This window comes from Brumimicrobium glaciale, assembly GCF_004152935.1.
GTDB classification, from domain to species: Bacteria; Bacteroidota; Bacteroidia; order Flavobacteriales_D; family Crocinitomicaceae; genus Brumimicrobium; species Brumimicrobium glaciale.
In genome coordinates this window covers 112,198-132,922 of sequence record NZ_SETE01000004.1, presented here as the reverse complement: position 1 = coordinate 132,922, position 20,725 = coordinate 112,198, and the positions used below count along the sequence as shown (strand labels likewise).

Sequence of the window (20,725 nt, the reverse complement as noted above, 5' to 3'; positions counted from 1 at the left end):
TCAATAATATCTCATTATCAAAACATATCTTACTTTTAAGACGAATAATAATTTGTCAAATAATGAGAATATTACAAATTGGTTTAATCGCGTTTTTAGTTTTTTCATGTACACCAAATGAAAAAGAAGAGGTCGAATCAAAGGAGAAAACAATTCAATCAGAAGATACTGAAATTATTGTGTCTGAAAATGATGTTGTGAATAAAAGAGATGGTTCTACAATAGGGGAGAGGATTGATGGTCCTGCTAATATTCGCAACAGTCCAGATGGTGAAGTGTTATATGAATTGAATGATGATGTTTTGATTGAGACTACTAAATTGGTTGATGGCTGGTATCAGGTTTTGGTTTATTCTACAATAGAGTTTGATGACGTGAACGTTGGTTCTATTCAGAAAGATAAAGCTATAATTGTCGGAGGTAAGAAAGTTGGAAAAGTTTTGAAAACGCATGATGTGAGTACTGGATACAATCAAGATTTTGCTTTTGCATCACTTTATGGATATACGCACAAAGACAATATTAAATCGGAAACTATAATTGAAAATGTTTTTATAAATAAAATAGCAAGTCAAGGGAGGAAACTTGGAGATTGGAAAGCATTTATCAAAGATTTTAAATTGGAGAGAGATGCTATTGAATACAAAAACCTAAAAACGTTCTATAATTATGAAAACAGTATTGATGATCCATCTCCAGGGTTTAGATTGGTTTTGCTTTTTGATAATGACGAATTGGTTGGATGGTTGCATTCAAGAGAGATTGACCAAAAGATTGAGCATACAAAAACGCTAGAATTAATTTATAATTATGCGGTAACATTCTATAATGATTATCCAGAAAAAGATCAAAAAGGATTTGTGAAGCACATGAATGAATGGATTCAAAGTGTGGATTGATTTGTGTAAGGGTGATTTGTGTAGGGGCGATTTGTGTAAGGGCGATTTGCAAATCGCCCCTACACAAAATTATCTTACAATCAATTTCCTATTTAACATCCCTTTTTCTGTTTCAACTTTCACAAAATAAACACCTTGATTCAATTTGCTCACATTAATGTTTGCATTCGATCCATTCACCATCTGATTTTGAACAGTTCTTCCATTCACATCAACTATGATAATGCTTTCAATATTAAAATCTTCTATCGAAATTGCTACTTCATTTTGAGCAGGGTTTGGATACATTAATAGTCGTTCTTCCAAATCTTCGATTTCAATTCCTGTTGTCCCTTCGTAAAGATGACAAGTAATTGGATCAGCAGGAGTGTTACAAATACAGTACACAGCTTCTCCACAAACTTCGCTCAATAAAAACTGAGTAATATATTGTTCTGTCGTGTCTAAATATGCTGCACTAGCCACATGAGGTACATGATCTGCTCCATAGTGCGCTTTAAAGCAATTTTTAATTCCTAATTCTTCTGCTTTAATATGAACACTTTCGCTTCCATCAACTACCAATAAATCAAAAATAGCAACCGATATCATGTCCGTTCCAAAAGGAACAGTATTGTCATTATCTCCATGCAAGCTCAAAACAGGCGTTGTATTGTTCGACATCCAACTTGCGCTACCAATTGCTCCAGAAATACTCACAATTGCTTTCACATCAGAAGTGTAACCTGGATTTCCAGAATTCCCTTCTAATCCTCCTGTTAAAGATGGATCTGATTGATTAATAGATGCAGGAATTTCAGAAGTCTGATCTAAATAACTGAGGTGTAAAGCCACAAATCCACCAGCGGAACTTCCAACCAGATATATATTTGTTGTGTCAATTCCATAAGGATTACTGTCAATAGCAACCGATTTTTTAAAGAATCGAACAGCCGCACGCGCATCTTGAGTTGCGCGCATCACTGCTTCAGAAGCACCAGATTCACCAGGTCCTGAAATAGTAAATAAATCTTTCATTCCTAATCTATAATTGATTGAGGAAGTTACATATCCTTTTTTAGCATACATTTCAGCCAAAGGTGTTACGTCAAGTCCTGTTTTAGATCCTGCAACAAAAGTTCCTCCATGAATGAATATGATTAGTGGTCTATCCGTTTCAGTATCTCCAGTTGGTCGATAAATGTCTAACAATAAATCTTGATTCGAACCATCAAAGTTTACATTTGAACCATACTGAATATCAGAAGTGATATCGAGGTTTGAGAACATTTCAGCATCGTATCTTCCTCCGGTACAATCTTGCGCTTCAACAGTAAAGAATGCAATTAAAGCAGCTCCTAATAAATAAATTTTTTTCATAAATATTGTTTTAAAGTGTTTTAACAACTGCTCTGACTATAAAAAGTATTGACAATTAGCAATGTTTTACTTAAATGTAGGACAAAAAGTTAAATTATTGTAAATTCAATTTTTAAATAATTAAAAATTGTTTCAAAAGGATTTTATTATGGTTTAAGCGGTTGTTATTGAGGATGGTTTTATTGGTTAATTTCGAATGTGATAATTACGAATTATTCAAAAATTCAATGATTGATGAAAAACATAAATCGAAGATACAACGTAGGGACGATTTGCAAATCGTCCATTACCATTGTTGAATTCCGTTACCATTGTTGATTTTCGGTAACATTGATGAAATCCGACACCGATTATGATCACATATTTATTCAACAAAATAATCTAGCAATTAATAGCTTAACAAAATAAAACCGCTATCTTTGCGGCTGTGTTTAAAGTAACACGTACATAAAAATCATTAAAAAAATATTGGAATGTATTTAGCAACTGAAAAGAAGCAAGAAATTTTTAAAAAGCACGGTAAGTCTGAGAAAGACACTGGATCTGCTGAAGGTCAAATCGCTTTATTTACTTACCGTATCAGTCATTTGACTGGTCACTTGAAGAACAATCGTAAAGATTACGCTACACAGCGTGCACTTCAATTGTTAGTAGGTAAAAGAAGAAGTCTTTTGGATTACTTAAAGAAAAAAGACGTTTTGCGTTACCGTGAGATAGTTAAAGAACTAAGTTTGAGAAGATAATTTTTTTGATCAACAAAATTTAAATAAAAAGGGGAGCAGTCGATATTATTCGAAGTTCCCCTTTTTTGCTAAAGTGAAAGTTGGGAAACTTGAAATCCAAAGAAGTCAAATTGTTTGATAAGAAAATTTCAAAGACAAGGCTTGCGATTCCGATAGCTATCGGAATTTAATTTTAGGCGTTTATCTTTATAAACACGATGCCCTGCGATGTGCTGAGCTTGCCGAAGTAAGCTTGTCGATGGGACTGAAATAAAAAGCGAGTATAACGCAGAATTTGAATTTTTCTTACAAAGAATTAAAATTGTAAATAAATAAATATGAATATAGGAATAAAAAAGTCCATCACTATCGGAGGTAAAGATATCTCTGTAGAGACTGGTAAGCTTGCAAAGCAGGCTGACGGCTCGGTAGTGTTACAAATGGGCAACACTGTTTTATTAGCTACAGTTGTTTCATCAAAAGAAGCTAAAGAAGGAATTGATTTTCTTCCATTAACAGTTGATTACCGCGAGAAATTCGCGGCAGCTGGACGTATCCCTGGTGGATTCTTGCGTCGTGAGGCCCGTCCTTCTGATATGGAAGTTTTAATCATGCGTTTAGTCGACAGAGCATTGCGTCCGTTGTTTCCAGATGATTATCATGCTGAAACACAAGTAATGATTCAAATGATGGCTTACGATGGTGAACACATGCCTGATACATTGGCTGGATTCGCTGCATCTGCTGCATTAGCTGTTTCTGATATTCCATTTAATGGACCAATGTCAGAAGTACGTGTTGCACGTGTTGATGGTGAATTTATTGTTAATCCTTTAAAATCTGAACTTGAAAAGTCAGATATGGAAATAATGATCGCTGGTACAATGAAAGACGTTGTAATGATCGAAGGTGAAATGCATGAAGCGCAAGAATCAGAATTGATTGAGGCGATTAAAATTGCACATGAAGCGATTAAATTACAGTGTCAGTTCCAATTAGATTTGGCTGCTGAAGTTCCGGCTTCATCTCCAAAACGTGAATACAATCACGAAGATAACGATGCGGCTATTGAGAAAAAAATCAATGATTTCGCATACGATAAATGTAGAGAAGTTGCGCGTCAAGGATCTGCAGATAAAAACAAACGTTCTGAAGGATTCAAGGCAATCAAAGAAGAGGTTAAAGCATTGTTTACAGATGAAGAGTTAGCTGCAGGTGGAAAAATGATCAGCGGTTACTATTCTAAAACAATGAAAGAAGCTGTTCGTGATGTAATCTTGAATGAGCGTATCCGTTTAGACGGAAGAAAATTTGATGAAATTCGTCCAATCTGGAGTGAGGTTAACTATTTACCAATGGTTCACGGTTCTGCTGTGTTTACACGTGGTGAAACTCAAGCTTTGATGACGTTGACATTAGGTGGTAAAATGCAAGAGCAAATGATTGATTCTGCTACTAAACAAGGTACAGAAAAATTCATGTTACACTATAATTTCCCTCCATTTAGTACGGGAGAAGCTTACCCAATTAGAGGGGTTTCTCGTCGTGAAATTGGACATGGTAACTTAGCATTGAGAGGTTTGAAATTTGTTTTACCAGATGACAATCCTTATACGATTCGTTTGGTTTCTGAAATTTTAGAATCTAACGGTTCTTCTTCAATGGCTACTGTTTGTGCAGGTACACTTGCATTAATGGATGGTGGTATTCCAATTAAGGCTCCAGTTTCTGGGATCGCAATGGGATTAATCATGAACAAAGAAGGGAAATACGCTGTATTGTCTGATATCTTAGGAGACGAAGATCACTTAGGAGATATGGATTTCAAAATTACAGGTACTGCAAAAGGAATTACTGCATGTCAAATGGACATTAAAGTAGACGGATTGCCTTACGAAGTATTGACAGAAGCATTAGAGCAAGCGAAAGACGGAAGATTACACATTTTAGGAGAGATCTTAAAAACTATTTCTGAGCCTAACGCTGATCTTAAGCCATCTGCACCAAGAGTTGAAACTATTCGCGTTCCTAACGAAGCGATTGGAGCAATCATCGGGCCTGGTGGGAAAATCATTCAACAAATTCAAAAAGATACAGGAGCAACTGTAATGATTGAAGAGGATGAGAAAACTGGAGAAGGAATTGTTCAAATCTTAGCTGACGGAGCGGAGAAAATGGATGCTGCAACGAAATCTATTCGTTCAATTGCATTCCCTCCAACTGTTGAAGAAGGTGCGATTTACGAAGGTAAAGTAAAGTCTGTTCAGGCTTACGGAGTCTTTGTTGAAATCATGCCAGGAGTTGACGGATTGATTCACGTTTCAGAATTTGCTAACGAGCGTATTACTAAAATGGAAGAAGTTGCCAAAGAAGGTGATTTACTGAAATTTAAAGTAGTGGGTCGTGATCCAAAATCTAAGAAATGGAAACTTTCAAGAAAAGTTCTTTTAGAAAAAGAAGAGAAAAAAGAAGATTAATCGTTAAGATTTAATTTCAAAAATATAAACCGTCCCGAGTAATTGGGACGGTTTTTTTTGGTTTTTGACTTCGATATTTCGGTGCCTTCGACAGGCTCCGTCGCCGAAGAGTAATCCGATGACTGAGCCTGTCACAGGCAATGTAGGCAAATGGAAAAACGTTTTGAAAAGAATGAAAATAACTTCAAAATAATTAGGTTCTATCTTAGAATACTATTCAATTGAAGTTGCCTTATTGACGAAGTAGTGTAAATAAAAAGTTACAACTAGATAAAATCTCGCAGCAACTTTTTATGTGAGGATGTGTTTTTAATCCTCTTTTTTGACTTCTGCTCTCTAAATAAAGTGTTATCGCGAGATTTTATCTCTGATAATGCTTTATAAATTCAAAATACAGTTTATTGTCTTATGTCATGCGTTAACTTAGTTTCGGATTGGATTAATAATATACTCAAAGAACCCCAAATCTTCAAAGACAATTGAATTCTTTAAAATAGTTCAAAATAAATTGCTTTGGGCCATTAGTAAACAGACCGCAGCAGAAATAGTTTTTGAACGTGCAAACTCTGAGCTACCTCTTTTAGGAATGCTTTCCTATGATAAGAATGACAAAACTTCAATAAGAAAAACGGAAATTAGTATTGCTAAAAATTATCTAAATGAAGATGAAATAAAACTTTTAGGATTATTAGTGGAGCAATACTTGGCTTTTGCTGAAACTATGGCGCAACAGCAAACTCCTATGTACATGAAAGATTGGGCAGATCGATTGGATAGTATTTTACAACTCAATGGAAGAGAACTCTTAACTCATGCTGGTAAAATTTTCTCATAAAATGGCTTGAGGGCCTTTGAAGAGACAATTAATCCACTTTAATGTATTCTTTTTTCCTTTCTCAGCGTTAAAATTTTAAACCGTAGCTATGGCTATGCTTGAAAATTTAGCCTTGATAAAGAATAAAATAAATACATCAACTATGTACTACTTGTTTCGTCAAAGACCCTAGACAAGTCAGGAGTCGAATATGAAAAGTTTCAAGAAAAACAAAAAGTTATTGAAAAAGAAACAAGCTTAAAAGAATTGCTTGATGATATAGGTAAAATGGAAAAACATAAAAACTAATCCATTTTCACCTTTTGAATATCAGTTTTTCATAACTTAAGTCTCGGTATTCATGATGGCTTTTAGAAGTATACAATTAAAAATATTAAATCCAACCATTACATTTTAGATTTCGTCTAGTCTTTAAATCGTTTTTACTTATATTTACCACACTTTGAAAACAATACTACATAATTGTCATTTAAAATATTGCAGCATATTTATTGCTGTTCTTTTTGCTACTCAGATTTCTGCACAAGATTTTCACTTTTCACAAATGAAATTTACGCCAATGAATGTAAATCCTTCGTTGGCCGGATTGAGTGGAAAGTACAATGCAATTGCAAATTACAGAACACAATGGAACAGTGTAGCTTCTCCTTACACCACATTAGGTGCTTCTTTTGATGCTAATCTTAATAGTCCATACAATCGAAAAGGATTTTTAGCTGGAGGAATAAATTTCTATCATGATGTTGCAGGAGATTTAAAAATGACGACTTCTAATGTTAATTTTAATATTGCTTATCACATAAGATTGAATCGCACCAGTACTTTGGGATTGGGAGTTCAGGTAGGATATGCCCAACGTGGAATTGGACAAGTAAAAGGTTTCTTTGCGAGTCAATATGACGGAAATGACTTTGATCAAACAATTGCTAGTGGAGAAAGTCTAGGGAGCAGAAGTTTCGGATATATAGATGCTGGTGCAGGATTTGTTTTTAAGCACAATTCATTGCGAGAAGGAACTTTTAATTCTGGAGGATATATGTTTTCCGCTGGAGTAGCTGCTTATCATTTAACCAATCCTTCTTATTCGTTTATTCAAGGTGGAAATGATGATCTTTCTGTTCGATACACCGGATTTATAGAGTCAGAATTTAAGTTGAATAATCCACGTTTTTCATTGTTACCGGCTTTATATTACCAACGTCAAGGAAGTCACCAAGAAATCCTTTTTGGTTCTTACATCAAGTATTCTATTGTTGAATCGACCAATAAAACAAGTTTGAGAAATAACTTTTCTATTGCTTACGGTGCATTTTACAGATTTGGTGATGCATTCGTAAATAAATTACTTTTTGATTTTAGTAATTATGCTTTGGGCATTTCTTACGATATAAACGTCTCATCACTTACACAAGCAAGTCGCGGAAGAGGCGGAGTTGAATTTATGTTTAGGTATTACTTGTTGGAGAAATTTCAGACGAGAGCTAGGATTCGTTAGAGTGAGAGTGAGAAACAGAGAGAGAAAGAGAGTGAGAATGAAATGCAGAGCGGTTAGAGAGAGGGGGAAGACAGAGTGAGAGTGAAGAGAAAATAATGAGTATCGAGCAATCGGATAAGATAGATTTTATAAGTACATCGAAATCGGGTACAATCCAACTTACCATATCTGATCATTTAGAATGGAAAGATGAAGAAATGCATTTACTTATTTTGCAGAAAAAGATAAATGCATATTTGGATTTTATTCAAAGTGAGCAAATTTTCGAAGATTATCCAAGTGCAAAAAACAAAAAGATTACAATATCTTTATCGATGAAGTTTAAACCTACAAATGTTGCATTAAAAACTTTGGAAGATTTTAAAATGATTCTAACAAAGCAAGACTTTGAATTCAGTTGGAAAGTAATTAAATAGATCCAAAAATCAGAAGTTGAATCCATAAAGTACATAATTACCAATTATTTAACAAAGCCAACAATAGCCGGAATCAAGTCTGGATGTAACGGTAATTTTGGATTGAAATATGTTTTTGTGTTTTCTTCTTTGTCATCAGGAGCTACTTTTAGGATATGATTCATTCCTTCGATAATAACGAGTTCAGATCCAAAATTCCCACCTTTCTGCATGTTTGCGTCAACTTCTGAAACTTGAATGTCTGTGCTTCCGTGAACAATTAAAACAGGAATTTCTAAATTTCCAATTTCTACTTTTGGATTGTATTTTATCCATGAAATTAGATACGGTTGAGCACTAGGACGGAATAAGGCAGCTAAATCAGGTGATAATTTCTCAACCTGATCACCTCTTTTTAAATGCTTAAACAGTCTTTTTACTTCAGCTTGAATGGTAGATGATTGTCCTGTAAGTTGCTCGATTAAAACAACATCAGCAGGTCTTCCTGTTCCGGCCAATGAAATAAACTTTGAAACTACTTTTCTTTGTGCCGCTAACATTCCAATTAATGAACCTTCTGAATGTCCTAAAACCACAATATTCTTGAATCCTTTTGAAGTCAAAAAATCGATCCACGCCATTGCAAATTCGACATTGTGATCAAATCGAAATTCTGATTCAGTAATATTTCCTTTACTTTCTCCAACGAGTAGTTTGTCATAACGCAAACTAGAGATTCCTTCTTTCGCAAGGCCTTCAGCTAGCATTTTGTAACTATTGGTTTGGAGTAAAACGCTATTTCCATTCCTGTCTGTTGGACCTGAACCTGGAATAATAAGCACTACCGGAGCATTTTTCTTATTGTCACAAGTGATTAAATTGCCGTAAAGTTTTCCATATTTTGTTTTTACTTTTACGTTTTTTTCAGATTGTGACCAACTATTTGTAGAAATAGTAAAAAACAGAACCACAAGGGTAGCCCATTTTAAGTGCTTCATAGTAAATTTGAGGTTTTAGTGTACACACTGCAATATTAAGGATTATTATTTGATGAGAGTAACTAAAATTATTTTGTTAGCGCATTATTAAAAGGTATAATGAATTCTATAATTACAGGAACCAATTCCTCATGTAAAGGTAATTTAGGATCATAATAAGTTTTCATATTTTCATCTTTATCTTCGGGAGCTACTTTCAAAACATGATTCATTCCTTCAATAATTTTTAATTCAGCTTTTGGATTTCCTTCTTTTTGAATTTTAGCATCTTCTGCTGTTACTTGAATATCCGTTGATCCATGAATAATTAAAACGGGGATATTCAATTTTCCTATTTCCTCCTTTGGTGAGTATTTTAACCAAGAAATTACATAAGGTTGAACATCAGTACGGAATAATCCAGCTAATTCTGGGGAGAATTCGGTAACTTCTTCACCATTTTTAAGCTTTTCCAATAATTTTTCAATTTCCTTTGAATATTGTGGGGATTGTTTAGCTATTTGTTCAGCAAGAACAACATCAATGGTTCTTCCTGTTCCGCAAAGCGATATGAATTTAGAAACTTTTCTTTCTTGCGCTGCTAACATTCCGATTAAAGATCCTTCAGAATGACCTAAAATGACAATGTTGGTGAATTTCTTCTTTTCTAAATAGTCAATCCAAGCAGTAACTTGATGCACATTGTCTTCAAAAAGCAAGTCTTTTTCACTCAAATCGTTTTTACTTTCACCAATCATAAGCTTGTCATAGCGTAAACTTGAAATTCCATTTTTGGCTAATTCCTTGGTCAGTAATTTATAGGTATTTGGTTGCATAAATGGATTGTTCCCATTTCTATCCGTGGGACCAGAGCCTGGAATAATAATCACAACTGGATTTTCTTTGTAGTTTTCAACACTTATTAAGTTGCCATAAATGGTACCTTTTTCAATTTTTACATTGACTTCTTTCTCTTTTTGGGACCAACTAAATAAAGAAGTTGATAAAAAGAGCGCAACTAGGACCAACCATTTTAAATGCTTCATAGTATATTTATTACTTTCGTGTTTCTATTGTAATATTAAGCAATATAATTTTTGATGAGAAACATCTTTACCTTTTTTATAAATAATAAAAACCAATCTATACTTGCATTTGATGCGCTCGAAATAATTGAATGTGAAAATGAATTGAACTCTCTAGAAAAAACAGCTGAATTTTTAGTGAAACACACTAAAGATTATCGATTTGGATTCTTGTCTTATGATTTAAAGAATGAGATTGAAGATTTAGATTCTAAAAATGCGGATAGGATAAAATTTCCAACAACAGGATTTTTTGTTCCTCGTTATGTTGTGGAATGGGATGAAAATGGAAAGCGAACTTTTCTGAAAGGAGAAGCGGATCAGAAAGCTTTAGATTTTATTGCTCATTTCGAAAGTCAAAGGGAAATTCTTCCAATTAACAATGTCCAATTAATTCCAGGACTAAGTAAGTCAGAATATATTTCTAAAATTGAAAAACTCCAAGAAGAAATTCAATATGGAAATATTTATGAAGTCACTTATTGTCAGGAATTTTATGCAGAAAACAGTACAATAGATCCATTACCGACTTATTTTGAGCTAAATCGTGCAACAAAAGCTTCTTTTTCGTGCTTTTTAGAATGGGAGGGAAGGTATTTACTTTCTGCAAGTCCAGAACGCTTTTTGAAACGGGAAGGCAATCGATTGATTTCTCAGCCGATTAAAGGAACGGCAAAACGAGGAGCAACTCCAACGGAAGATTTACAATTGAAAACAGATTTATTAGCAAGTGAAAAAGAACGTGCTGAAAACGTAATGATTGTTGATTTGGTAAGAAATGATTTATCACGCATCGCCGAAAGAAACTCTGTGCAAGTAGATGAGTTATTTGGTGTTTATACTTTTGAAACCGTTCACCAATTGATTTCTACTGTTTCAGCTTCGATAGATGAGAAAGTTACCATTTTAGAAATTCTCAAAGCTTTATTTCCAATGGGAAGTATGACAGGCGCTCCTAAAATTAGTGCTATGCATTTAATCGAAGAACATGAAACCTTCAAAAGAGGTTTGTATTCTGGTAGCGTTGGCTATTTTAAACCGAACGGCGATTTCGATTTTAATGTGATTATTCGCAGTATTTTATACAATGAAAAAACGCAAAGTATTAGCTGTCCAGTTGGTGGAGCAATAACACTAAAATCCTCTCCAGAATCAGAATATGAAGAATGTATGATTAAAGTTAAAGCATTAAAAGAAGTTTTGAATTCCAATGAGTAATTCACCAAAATATTGGGTTGCATGCAGTGGCGGAGTTGACTCTGTTGTGCTTTTGCATTTAATGCATGAGTCAAAAAAAGACGTCGGAATTTTACATTGTAATTTTCATTTGAGAGAACAATCTTCTGATGCAGACGAAATGTTTGTGCGAGAATTGGCTATAAAACTAAATGTTCCCATTCGAGTAAAGGAGTTTGATACCAAACAATACAGTAAGAAGAAAAAGATAAATACACAATTGGCAGCACGAGAATTACGCTACAATTGGTTTGATGAAGTTATTGCAAAAGAAGGAGGGATTGTCCTTTTGGCGCATCATTATGATGATCAAGTGGAAACTTTTTTCTTGCAATTGCGAAGAGGAGGAAAAGTTAGAAGTTTAGCTGGAATGCCTGTTTTTAGGAATGGCTATTTGCGTCCGATTCTGAAATATTCGAAAGCTGAACTTGTTTCTTTAGCCAGCAAACAAGGGTGGAAATGGCATGAGGATGCTTCAAATGCTTCGAATGACTACACAAGAAATTGGTACAGAAATGAAATTCTGCCATGGTTAGAATCAACTAACTTTCCGATGGAAGATGTTGTTCCATTAGTACAATCATTTCAACAAGTTTTAGACTTCTTAAAAACTTTTCCAATCCCTAATTCTATTTTAATTTCTGATTGGCTTAAACTGACAATTTGGGAGAAAGAGCATATTTTATCTGAGCAAAATATGGGTGAATACTCCACTACTGAAATTGACAAGCTCACGATTACAGAAAAAGGAAAGTTTTTTGGAAATGATGTTGCTAAAGTTTGGAATGAAGGAAGTGAATTAGTTTTTGTGAATCAAAGTGAGAAAGAAATTCAATATGGTTTGGAAATTACCGCTATTTCAGTTGGTGAATTAGTAATGAATGAATCAGATTTATTTTTAGATGCTTCGAAGATAAAAGGTCAGTTTTCTTTGAGAAAATGGGAAACAGGAGATCAGTTTCAGCCCCTTGGAATGAAAGGAGTGAAATCAGTAGGTAAATTTCTACGCGATAGAAAAGTTGCAGCTCATTTAAAAGAAAATGTTCAGGTTTTGGTGAATGAGCAGGAGGAGATAGTTGGTGTTTTTGGATTTGGAGTGAATGACCAAATGAAAGTTGATTCTACTACCTCAAATGTGATTTGTGTTAGATTACTCAAGATTTAAGTTGTTTTAATAGACAGTAACGATTAGAATCTTGATTTTGATAATTTAGTCAAGTTGAAATATTTTATGTAGTTTTATAAGTATAAGATTAATAAACTACATTTATGAAATCGAAACTACTTTTTTACTTACTTTCTGTATCTTTTATAGCTTTGTTCCTCTATTCATGCGGAACGAACAGTAATGGTGTTTTCGAAAAACGCAAACATTTGAAGGGTTGGCATTTTAATAAGAAGAAAAAATTCAATGCGACTTCAGCTGAACCTAGATCAAAAGAGAGATTGAATAAGAGGGAAAAGGTTAACGAATCGGGTTTTGCATTTCATGATTCAAATCAAGAAATTGAATCAAATTTAGTTGTTAAGAGTAATGATTATAATAGTCCATCCTTAGAGAATCAAAAACTTATCGACATTAAACCCTCTGATAGAGCGGTTGCTAATGATTTTAGAAAAGAAAGTAAGGCCAAGTTAAAAGCCGATAATTTAGAGTTAATTGGTGAAAAATCAGCACTCAAGTCGAATTCTAGAAATTTAAATGTTTCCAATAAAGGTGAAAGTGTTTCTGAAGATTTTAATTCATCTTCTGATCACTGGAATTTTAGCAGTTTGTTTCTGCTTTCATTTATGGCTCCATTATTAATAAAAGGCAGAAAAACGAGACAATTACAACATTGGGCCGCTAAAAATCAGTCAAAGTCGCGAAGTTTGCTTGTTGGATTGAAGCTTGTATTAGCTGGTTCAACAATGGGTTTAGGTTATTTATTACAGTCACCATTTTATTCTCCTCACTTGATTGCTTCGGTTGCAGGGATTGGATTAAGTTATGGCTTGTGGGAATATTTTAAAAGTAAAGATGTATTAAATTCAACACGTAAAATAGGTCTAATTAGTGCCTTAAATACTTCAACTGGTTTTGGGTTTTTTACTTTAGGAGGAATGTTTTCTCATTCTCTACAATTGTCAAGTTGGTCAATAAATAGTGGACTCATGGACTTAGTTCCTCCGACTGTTGAAAAGGAAATGATATACTCGCCATTTGAGATTTTCATTGGTATAGTAATGTTTACTTTATTTTGCTTTATTGTTTTAGCTGCAATAACATATCTCAGTTGTGTCTTAATTTGTAGTTCTTTAGAGGCCGCTGGAATTTCTCTTTTAATTGTTGGAGGATATTTTACCATTGTATTCTTCCTTTATCTTATAACTAAACTTTTTAGAAGAGTAGACAGTGAAGAAGTTTGGTCATTTCCAAAAACCATGTTGGTGACTTTAATTATTGTTACAGGGATAGCTTTTATTACTTTGGCCATTAGTTTTTTGAGTATTTAATCAATTTATTTCTCATTCTCTTAAAATTTATTTTCAATTCATTTTAGCACTGACCTGACAAAATCAATTTGTATATTTCTCGTAAATCACTAGATATGAATTAAAATCACCAATATTTTCTAACATATAGCGAGATTCACCTGATTGTTTTTTATATTTAAAATTCTATGACTATTTTTAAACTACTAAAATGAAATCAAGCTTACTTTTCAAACTTCTTTCCATTTCCTTGTTAATGTTGTTTCTCTATTCATGCGGAACAAGTGGTAATGGTGCATTTGAAAAACGAAAGCATTTAAAAGGATGGCATTTTAAGAAGAGTAAAAAAATCAATTTAGGTTCAGTCAATTCTAAAGCGAAAGAAGAATTTAAATCTTCAAAAAACAAAAAAACATCGGATTTATCATTTCACACTTTAAAAATTGAAAAGAATTCAGATCACGATTTTAAAGCACTAAATATTCAAGTTGATAGTTTTCAGAGCAAGAGTCCTTTGCTTTACTATGCTGATAATAACATTAAAAGCAACTCAATTATTAAGAATTTTGAATCTAATAAAAGTAAGGTATCTGATTCGTCGAATGTTTTGCAAAAGCAAGAGGACCTCCATTTAATAAAGACTTTTGAAAATGTTTATGAAAAAAACCTTATTAAAGAAAAGCGTTCTGATGAGCCAGAAGTCGAGGATAATCGATATTTATTTGGTCCGATTTTAATTATTCTAGCAATTATAGGACTGCTTTATTTATATTTAATGGGGATTGGTGTGGCATTTGCACTTGGGCTTCTTGCAATATCGGTTGGTTTAAGTTGGGCTGTGGGAATAGTGATTTGGATGCTATTGGGATATGTTGTTTCTGCCTTATTTCTTTACATTTTACTTAGGTTATTTGTTCGTAAGGATGGTGAGGAAATTTGGTCATTGAAAGAATCTTTTCGAAAGTCACTGTGGTTTCTGTTGATAGTGCCTTTATTGTATTTCTCATTACTTCTGTTAATTGGTTATTAATCAAAATCCTCAAAAGGCATTAACGCCAATAGTTCTTTTTCGATGTGTGGCTTAAATATATCATGTCCATAAGGGATTATTTTCAACGCTTCAGATTGATCTATTTTTTCTAGAAACTGAGTTGCACTTTTGGAAGTAATGATCTTATCATGTGCTCCAATGATCATGTTGAAATTAATGGAATGTTTGTCAAGCACATGTTTCACTTCTTCATTCGAAGGCCTTAAATCTCTAAATGCACTCCAAGTTTTATAAGCCATTTTAAATTTCTCTTGATCTGAAGTATAGAAATCTAGAAAGGTGACCAATTTAGGATGAATGATTTTGACTTTTGCCAAACCTCGAGAGATTTTCATTAATTCTTCGGGTTTTTCTACCCAACGTTTGAACAGTTTTCTTGTCCACCATTGTCTCTGCGACCAACTGTAGAAATTATTGTCATCTAATCCATCTGGAGCAATTAAAAACATGCTTTTTACGCGATGAGCAAATGCAGGAAATGCACTTAATGTAAAACGTCCACCTTGGGAATAAGCAACCCAGTGAAAATTGTTAACTTTTTCTTTTGTTAATAATTTTTCTAACAATTTTTCAACATGTTCTGTAGTGATTAAATCATCATGAATTCGGGTAGGGGAGAACGTCGAAAAACCATGTAAAAAGAGGTGAACAGAAATGATTTTTCGGGTCTTTCTTGCTAAGAAACGAAAGTCCTCTGCCGACCTACCGTTCCCATGAAAACAGAGGATTACGGTATTTCCTTCTCCATAAACTTCATAAGAAAGTTTCATGTCATCAAGCGTTACATTTCTAATTTCTCGTTCCATTTTGTTCAACTCCTTTTCAATGTTTAGATGTTATTTTAGGCCAATGATTTTTCTATATTCAATTATAAAGCAAAAAATAGGCATAATAAACCTATGCATACCTATAAAAGTAGTAAAAATGAATTAAATTTGTGTCCGATTTGTAGAACGCTTTTACATCAAAAGCATAAAGAAAAATTGGAATGCCTAAGAACGAGAAAATTAAGTCAGTTTTAATAATTGGAAGTGGACCTATCGTAATTGGTCAAGCGTGTGAATTTGATTACGCGGGATCACAAGCATCAAGATCTTTGAGAGAAGAAGGAATCGAAGTTACTTTGATTAATTCGAATCCAGCGACCATTATGACCGATAAAGTAGTTGCGGATAATATTTATCTTTTGCCACTGGAGCCTGAAAGCATTCGCGAAATAATTTCCAAGCACAATATTGATGCGGTATTGCCAACAATGGGTGGACAAACTGCATTAAACTTAGCCATGAAATGTGATGAGCTAGGAATTTGGGAGGAAAACAATATCGAAATCATTGGAGTGGATATCGCTGCGATTGAAATTACAGAAAACCGTGAGGACTTCCGTAATTTGATGGAGCAAATCGATATTCCAATGGCACCGCAAAAAACAGCAAAATCTTTCCTTGAAGGAAAAAGTGTAGCACAGGAATTTGGATACCCTTTATGTATTCGTTCTTCGTTCACTTTAGGTGGAGCAGGAGCAGGTGTAGTTTTTGATGAAAAAGAATTTGACAATTTATTAGATGCTGGATTACACGCGTCGCCTATTCATGAGGTGATGATTGACAAAGCACTTTTAGGTTGGAAAGAATTTGAGTTGGAATTGTTGCGCGATAAGAATGATAACGTTGTTATTATTTGTTCAATCGAGAATTTTGACCCAATGGGAGTGCATACAGGAGATTCAATTACTGTAGCTCCAGCAATGACAATGTCTGATACGACATTCCAAGAAATGAGAAACATGGCCATCAAAATGATGCGTTCTGTAGGTAATTTCTCTGGTGGATGTAATGTTCAGTTCGCTGTTTCTCCGGATGCAGAAGAAAGAATTATTGCCATTGAAATTAATCCACGAGTATCTCGTTCATCAGCACTGGCTTCAAAAGCAACGGGTTATCCTATTGCTAAAATTGCTGCGAAATTGGCGATTGGATATACATTAGATGAATTAGACAATCAAATTACAAAAACTACTTCAGCTTTATTCGAGCCAAGTTTAGATTATGTAATTGTGAAGATTCCACGTTGGAACTTTGATAAATTTCCAGGAGCAGATCGTAAATTAGGTCTTCAAATGAAATCTGTTGGAGAAGTAATGGGAATTGGTCGTAATTTCCAAGAAGCACTTCAAAAAGCATGTCAGTCTCTTGAGATTGGTAGAAATGGTTTAGGAGCAGACGGAAAAGAGTTAACAGATCAGAATGCAATTTTAGAAAGTTTAGAGTTCCCAAGTTGGAACAGATTATTCCATATATATGATGCAATTAAATTGGGAATTCCTTTTAATCGTATTCATGAGAAAACAAAAATTGATGTTTGGTTCTTACGTCAGATTGAAGACTTAGTAAAATTAGAACGCAAGATAGAGAAGTTCAACTTAGGAAATATTTCTAAAGAGATGCTTTATGAAGCCAAACAAAAAGGATATGCCGATAGACAAGTTGCGCATTTGTTGCGTTGTTTAGAGTCGGAAGTTTATTCGAAGAGAGAAGAAATGGGAATTCAACGGGTTTATAAACTTGTAGATACTTGTGCAGGAGAATTTCCAGCGCAAACACCTTATTATTACTCAACATTCGAATTAGAAAACGAAAGTGAAGTAACGGAGAAAAAGAAAATTGTTGTTTTAGGTTCTGGTCCAAATAGAATCGGTCAAGGAATTGAATTCGATTATTCTTGTGTGCATGGAGTTATGGCTGCGAAAGAAGCAGGATATGAAACCATCATGATCAACTGTAATCCTGAAACTGTTTCTACAGATTTCGATACAGCAGATAAATTGTATTTCGAACCTGTTTTCTGGGAACATATTTATGACATTATTCGCCATGAGAAACCAGAAGGAGTAATTGTTCAATTGGGTGGACAAACAGCATTGAAACTGGCTGAGAAATTAGAGCGTTACGGAATCAAAATCATGGGAACGAGTTATGATGCTTTAGATTTAGCTGAAGACAGAGGTCGTTTCTCACAATTATTGAAAGAAAATAACGTTCCTTATCCAGAATTTGGAGTCGTGGAAAGCGCTGAACAAGCAATTGAGCTTTCTGACACACTTGGATTCCCGTTATTGGTTCGTCCTTCTTATGTTTTGGGAGGTCAGAAAATGAAAATTGTAATCAATAAAGAAGAGTTAGAGCACCATGTTGTGGATATTCTTCATGAAATGCCAGAAAATCAAATTCTATTGGATCACTTCTTAGGAGGAGCAATAGAGGCGGAGGCAGATGCAATTTGTGATGGTGAAAATGTTTACATTATTGGTGTAATGCAGCACATAGAACCAGCTGGAATTCACTCCGGAGATTCTTATGGTGTATTGCCTCCTTACAATTTAGGAGATTTAGTAATGCAACAAATTGAAGACATTACAGTAAAGATTGCTTTGGCCTTGAAAACAGTTGGATTGATAAATATTCAATTCGCAATTCAAAACGATAAAGTATTTGTTATTGAAGCAAATCCAAGAGCTTCGCGTACTGTTCCATTCATTGCGAAGGCGTATGACGAACCTTATGTGAACTATGCAACGAAAGTAATGTTAGGGGTGAATAAGGTAACTGATTTTAATTTCCAACCTAAGAAAGGAGGATATGCGATTAAAATTCCGGTATTCTCATTCAACAAATTCCCTAATGTGAACAAAGAATTAGGACCTGAGATGAAATCAACTGGAGAGGCAATTCACTTCATCAAAGATTTGAAAGATCCTTTCTTCAGAAAGATATTTGCGGAAAGAAATTTATACCTTTCAAAATAAGATTGTTCTTTTATTAGAACTGGGAGAATTTTATAAAAAAGTCCAGGCGATTATAGTCTGGACTTTTTTAATTTTAACCCGAACGTTTTACAGAAGTATATATATTAAAATTGATGTAATATGATTTTATTAAGTATTCCAGGAACGATTAGGATGGTTTTAATCATCATTGCAATATTTGTTATCGTACGTTTCATCAGCCGACTTATGGCGACGAAGAAGAGTGCGGATGACGAGAAACGTTTCAATCAAAATAATGATTCTTTCAAAAGAGCGAAGGAGAAAAGTGATAGTGAGAAAGGGAAGGTTCATATAGTTGAAGGAGGATATCGAGAAGCGGAAGATGTGGATTTTGAAGAGATCAAAGATGACGAAAAAAAGAACTAAAAATAATATTTTCTTAAATCACTGTATTTCAATACCGTTTAGATAAAGATTAAAAAAAGTTCATTTATTTTTAAAAAAACCATTGCAGATGGAAAAAAGTTACTTATATTTGCACTCGCCTAACGAAACAAGAAAGGCACTTACAACGGTAAGTTAAGAAAGAAAGTTTGAAAAAGTAAATTGCGAAAGCAAGTGAACAATACAAAATTAAAGAGCTTAGTAAAATAAGTTTTAGCTGACTGTAGTCAGCGTTTCTCGAAAGAAAAATTATAAGTTTTGGTCTGGTAGTTCAGTTGGTTAGAATGCCTGCCTGTCACGCAGGAGGTCGTGGGTTCGAGTCCCATCCAGACCGCATTTACAAAACGCCTCTATGGCTGGAGGAACAGAAACCCCTACGACGTATCAATGTCTTAGGGGTTTTGTCTTTCCTTTTTGTTGTCTAAGGTTAATTGTTTGATTTTTAGTTGATATTGATTAGCGTTTTGAAATATAAAGCAAATCACAATATATTTGAGTAATACAAAATTTAGTAGCTAAGTAAGATTAGTTATAGTTGACTGTAGTCAGCGTTTCTCGAAAGAGAAGTTATAAGTTTTGGTCTGGTAGTTCAGTTGGTTAGAATGCCTGCCTGTCACGCAGGAGGTCGTGGGTTCGAGTCCCATCCAGACCGCTTTTAAAATACGCCTCTATGGCTGGAGGAATAGAAACCCCTACAACGTATCAATGTTGTAGGGGTTTTGTCTTTTATGGAGGTTTTGGTTCAAGTAATTTTACATTTATCAACAGATTCATTTTAAGACTTGCGTTAAATTTCATTTATGAAATTTCCTTGATCATGGTACAGACGATTTTCAAATTGTCCGCTATCGCACATTATTAAAGGCAAAAAAGAAAAAATAGAGGCCTAATCTCTCTCTTAAAAAGCGATTCCCTTTCTCCTTAAGTTTTGAAATTTTCGATAAGCATTGAGCGGACGGTTTGCAAACCGTCCGTACCACTCTTATGCTTAATCGCAAGCGATTAAGGAGGCAAAGAATGATTCTCATCTTTGATTAGTGGATTGCTTTTTCCCTAAATTTCATTTATGAAATTTCCTTGAGTATGGTACGGACGATTTGCAAATCGTCAGCTATCGCACATTATTAAAGGCAAAAATAAAAAATAGAGACCTAATCTCTCTTTTAAAAAAGCCATTCCCTTTTTCATTAAATTTTGAGATTTTCGATAAGCATTGAGCAGACGGTTTGCAAACCGTCCGTACCACTCTTATGCTTAATCGCAAGCGATTAAGGAGGTAAAGAATGATTCTCATCTTTGATTAATGGATTGCTTTTTCCCTAAATTTCATTTATGAAATTTCTTTGAGTATGGTACGGACGATTTGCAAATCGTCCTCTATTGCTCATTCTTAAAAGCTAAAATTCAAAAAAATCGAAGGCTAATTTCACTTTTTTTAAAGCTCTTTCCTTTCTCCTTAAATTTTAAGATTTTCAATAAGCATTGAGCGGACGGTTTGCAAACCGTCCG

General features: G+C 34.1%; 16 protein-coding genes and 2 tRNA genes. 14 read left to right on the top strand and 4 right to left on the bottom strand.

Annotation, left to right across the window (positions count from 1 at the left end; all coding sequences use genetic code 11):
• Nucleotides 1-62 precede the first annotated feature (62 nt).
• Nucleotides 63-899: a hypothetical protein gene (locus ERX46_RS10455; RefSeq protein ID WP_130093814.1), complete on the top strand. Its 837-nt coding sequence runs from the start codon at nucleotides 63-65 to the stop codon at nucleotides 897-899.
• 69 nt (nucleotides 900-968) lie between these two features.
• On the opposite strand, the gene ERX46_RS10450 is transcribed toward ERX46_RS10455, so the two are convergent.
• Nucleotides 969-2,258: a T9SS type A sorting domain-containing protein gene (locus ERX46_RS10450; RefSeq protein WP_130093813.1), complete on the bottom strand. Its 1,290-nt coding sequence runs from the start codon at nucleotides 2,256-2,258 to the stop codon at nucleotides 969-971.
• 473 nt (nucleotides 2,259-2,731) lie between these two features.
• On the opposite strand from ERX46_RS10450, the gene rpsO reads away from it, so the two are divergent.
• The 5 genes from rpsO to ERX46_RS10425 all read left to right on the top strand — a co-directional run bounded on the left by rpsO (nucleotide 2,732) and on the right by ERX46_RS10425 (nucleotide 8,203).
• Nucleotides 2,732-3,001, top strand: coding sequence for a 30S ribosomal protein S15 (gene rpsO, locus ERX46_RS10445; protein WP_130093812.1), 270 nt, complete (start codon nucleotides 2,732-2,734; stop codon nucleotides 2,999-3,001).
• Nucleotides 3,002-3,318: 317 nt separating this feature from the next.
• The gene (locus ERX46_RS10440; RefSeq protein WP_130093811.1) at nucleotides 3,319-5,457 is read left to right on the top strand and encodes a polyribonucleotide nucleotidyltransferase; all 2,139 of its coding nucleotides are present in this window, start codon (nucleotides 3,319-3,321) and stop codon (nucleotides 5,455-5,457) included.
• A gap of 433 nt (nucleotides 5,458-5,890) precedes the next feature.
• The gene (gene rhuM / locus ERX46_RS10435; RefSeq protein ID WP_207214162.1) at nucleotides 5,891-6,292 is read left to right on the top strand and encodes a RhuM family protein; all 402 of its coding nucleotides are present in this window, start codon (nucleotides 5,891-5,893) and stop codon (nucleotides 6,290-6,292) included.
• A gap of 442 nt (nucleotides 6,293-6,734) precedes the next feature.
• Nucleotides 6,735-7,787 carry a PorP/SprF family type IX secretion system membrane protein gene (locus ERX46_RS10430; RefSeq protein WP_165366212.1) on the top strand — a complete coding sequence of 351 codons (1,053 nt, stop codon included), beginning with the start codon at nucleotides 6,735-6,737 and terminating at the stop codon, nucleotides 7,785-7,787.
• Nucleotides 7,788-7,882: 95 nt separating this feature from the next.
• Nucleotides 7,883-8,203, top strand: coding sequence for a DUF6572 domain-containing protein (locus ERX46_RS10425; RefSeq protein ID WP_130093809.1), 321 nt, complete (start codon nucleotides 7,883-7,885; stop codon nucleotides 8,201-8,203).
• Between the two features lie 44 nt (nucleotides 8,204-8,247).
• Here the strand turns inward: ERX46_RS10425 and ERX46_RS10420 are convergent, their stop codons facing one another.
• Both ERX46_RS10420 and ERX46_RS10415 read right to left on the bottom strand, forming a co-directional pair.
• The gene (locus ERX46_RS10420; protein WP_130093808.1) at nucleotides 8,248-9,180 is read right to left on the bottom strand and encodes an alpha/beta hydrolase; all 933 of its coding nucleotides are present in this window, start codon (nucleotides 9,178-9,180) and stop codon (nucleotides 8,248-8,250) included.
• Nucleotides 9,181-9,248: 68 nt separating this feature from the next.
• Nucleotides 9,249-10,205, bottom strand: coding sequence for an alpha/beta hydrolase (locus ERX46_RS10415; RefSeq protein ID WP_130093807.1), 957 nt, complete (start codon nucleotides 10,203-10,205; stop codon nucleotides 9,249-9,251).
• Between the two features lie 54 nt (nucleotides 10,206-10,259).
• Here ERX46_RS10415 and pabB point away from each other — a divergent pair, with 54 nt between their 5' ends.
• The 4 genes from pabB (at nucleotide 10,260) to ERX46_RS10395 (ending at nucleotide 14,985) form a co-directional block, all read left to right on the top strand.
• The gene (pabB, locus tag ERX46_RS10410) at nucleotides 10,260-11,462 is read left to right on the top strand and encodes an aminodeoxychorismate synthase component I (protein ID WP_130093806.1); all 1,203 of its coding nucleotides are present in this window, start codon (nucleotides 10,260-10,262) and stop codon (nucleotides 11,460-11,462) included.
• On the top strand, nucleotides 11,455-12,645 hold the full coding sequence (tilS, locus tag ERX46_RS10405; RefSeq protein ID WP_130093805.1) for a tRNA lysidine(34) synthetase TilS: 1,191 nt from the start codon (nucleotides 11,455-11,457) through the stop codon (nucleotides 12,643-12,645). The genes pabB and tilS overlap by 8 nt, the downstream gene beginning before the upstream one ends.
• A 104-nt stretch (nucleotides 12,646-12,749) precedes the next feature.
• Nucleotides 12,750-13,976, top strand: a complete 1,227-nt coding sequence (locus tag ERX46_RS10400; RefSeq protein ID WP_130093804.1) for a hypothetical protein — start codon at nucleotides 12,750-12,752, stop codon at nucleotides 13,974-13,976.
• A 190-nt stretch (nucleotides 13,977-14,166) separates the two neighbouring features.
• Nucleotides 14,167-14,985, top strand: a complete 819-nt coding sequence (locus ERX46_RS10395; protein WP_130093803.1) for an NfeD family protein — start codon at nucleotides 14,167-14,169, stop codon at nucleotides 14,983-14,985.
• On the opposite strand, the gene ERX46_RS10390 is transcribed toward ERX46_RS10395, so the two are convergent.
• Nucleotides 14,982-15,812 (bottom strand): alpha/beta fold hydrolase, encoded by an 831-nt coding sequence (locus ERX46_RS10390; RefSeq protein WP_130093802.1) that lies wholly within the window; start codon nucleotides 15,810-15,812, stop codon nucleotides 14,982-14,984. The genes ERX46_RS10395 and ERX46_RS10390 overlap by 4 nt on opposite strands.
• Before the next feature lie 182 nt (nucleotides 15,813-15,994).
• Between ERX46_RS10390 and carB the strand changes: the two genes are divergently transcribed.
• From carB to ERX46_RS10370, 4 genes are all read left to right on the top strand, one after another.
• Nucleotides 15,995-18,811, top strand: a complete 2,817-nt coding sequence (gene carB, locus ERX46_RS10385) for a carbamoyl-phosphate synthase large subunit (RefSeq protein WP_130093801.1) — start codon at nucleotides 15,995-15,997, stop codon at nucleotides 18,809-18,811.
• Between the two features lie 120 nt (nucleotides 18,812-18,931).
• Nucleotides 18,932-19,198 (top strand): hypothetical protein, encoded by a 267-nt coding sequence (locus ERX46_RS10380; RefSeq protein ID WP_130093800.1) that lies wholly within the window; start codon nucleotides 18,932-18,934, stop codon nucleotides 19,196-19,198.
• Between the two features lie 278 nt (nucleotides 19,199-19,476).
• Nucleotides 19,477-19,550, top strand: a tRNA-Asp gene (locus ERX46_RS10375).
• Between the two features lie 244 nt (nucleotides 19,551-19,794).
• Nucleotides 19,795-19,868 (top strand) — tRNA-Asp (locus tag ERX46_RS10370).
• Nucleotides 19,869-20,725: the final 857 nt, after the last annotated feature.